At 75.6% G+C, this 1,518-nt stretch carries 1 protein-coding gene and 1 pseudogene; one reads left to right on the top strand and one right to left on the bottom strand.

What is annotated here, in order from left to right; genetic code table 11:
- Positions 1 to 327, bottom strand: a pseudogene (locus tag P1P75_RS41505) (hypothetical protein); the annotation flags it as partial.
- A 263-nt stretch (positions 328 to 590) separates the two neighbouring features.
- Between P1P75_RS41505 and P1P75_RS41500 the strand changes: the two are divergent.
- Positions 591 to 1,518 (top strand): serine/threonine-protein kinase (locus tag P1P75_RS41500; RefSeq protein ID WP_319265216.1); only part of this gene is annotated, 928 nt, incomplete at its 3' end.

Here is a 1,518-nt window from a genome sequence, read left to right as displayed (position 1 = left end):
CGCGCGGCCGATGATCCGGGTGTGCGGCATCAACGCGGCGCAGGCGGAGCAGACCTCGCTGAGCGTCCACACCTGGCCCACGGCGGGATCGTGCCGCAGCACCAGCAGGACCGCGCCCGCGCAGGAGATCCGGGTGCCCTCGTGCGCCGCGCACCGCTCGTGCCGGCACCAGCAGGCGGCGTCGTACCGTACGGTCGCCGCTCTGGCGTGTGCGGCGGCATGGGCTTCGGCGAAGCGGCGCAGGGCCGCGAGGTCGCGCGAGCGCGGCGGCATCGCGCACGCGGAGGAGCAGGTGACCGACGCGGTGCGGTCCCGGCGCCCGACCACACGAATGGTCCAGGAACGGCCGGGACGACGGGCTGACGGTGCCTCAGGGATCGTTTGAGCCAAGACGCATGTCCTTCGTGGGATGCGGGCGGGGGGAAAGGGGCACTCCGGTCCTCCGGCCGGCGCGGCCCGCCGGAATCGACCCCACCCGGAGCATGCCCCTGGCCCCGCGGCCCCATTCGCGCCGCGCCCCGCACGGCAGGTGCACGGGGAGGTCACACCGGGGCACGAGCGGGCGCGCCCTACGCCTAAGCTCCCTCTCCATGAGCACAGGGGGATCCGACAGACGTGTCGTCGACGGCCGGTTCGAACTGGTCGAGCGGCTCGGCGGCGGGGGCATGGGCGTCGTGTGGCGGGCGCACGACCTCGCGCTGCACCGCGACGTCGCCGTCAAGGAGGTACGGCCGCCCGACCCGGACCTCGCCGAGTACGACCCCGAGGGCGCCCGCCTGTTGCGCGAGCGCGTCCTGCGGGAGGCCCGCGCGCTGGCCCGCGTCCATCACCCCCATGTCGTCACCATCCACCACATCGTCGACGGCGGCGACGCCACGTATCCGTGGATCGTGATGGAGCTGGTGGAGGGCGGCTCGCTCCACAACCGTCTGGACCGCGGCCCGTTGACGCCGGCCGAGGCCGCCCGACTGGGCCGGGACCTGCTGTCGGCGCTGCGCGCCGCGCACGCCGTCGGCATCGAGCACCGCGACGTGAAACCGGCCAACGTCCTGCTGCGCCCCGACGGCCGGCCCGTGCTCACCGACTTCGGCATCGCCGCCGTCCGCGAGTCCGTCAGCCTCACCGCCACCGGGGCCGTCATCGGCTCACCCGACTTCATGGCCCCGGAGCGCGTCAGCGGCAAGGACGGCGGCCCGGCCGCCGACCTGTGGTCCCTGGCGATGCTGCTGTACGTCGCCGTCGAGGGCCATCACCCGCTGCGCCGCGGCAGCACGCTCGCCACCCTGGCCGCCGTGCTCGGCGAGGACGTGCCCGCGCCCCGGCGGGCCGGACCGCTGACCCCCGTCCTCACCTCGCTGCTCGTGCGGGACCCGCGGGGCCGCCCCGACGCCGGACAGGTCGACCGGATGCTCGCCGATCTCACCGGCGGACCGGCTCCCCTGACGGACGCGGACACCCCGGCCGACGGCCCGCAGACCTCCTACCCGCTGGCACCCCCCGTCCCGGGAACCCCGGCGA

Source organism: Streptomyces sp. ID05-39B, assembly GCF_033794725.1.
GTDB classification, from domain to species: Bacteria; Actinomycetota; Actinomycetes; order Streptomycetales; family Streptomycetaceae; genus Streptomyces; species Streptomyces bobili.
Note: the sequence above shows the minus strand (reverse complement) of the source record. Positions and strands in the feature narration are given on the sequence as shown.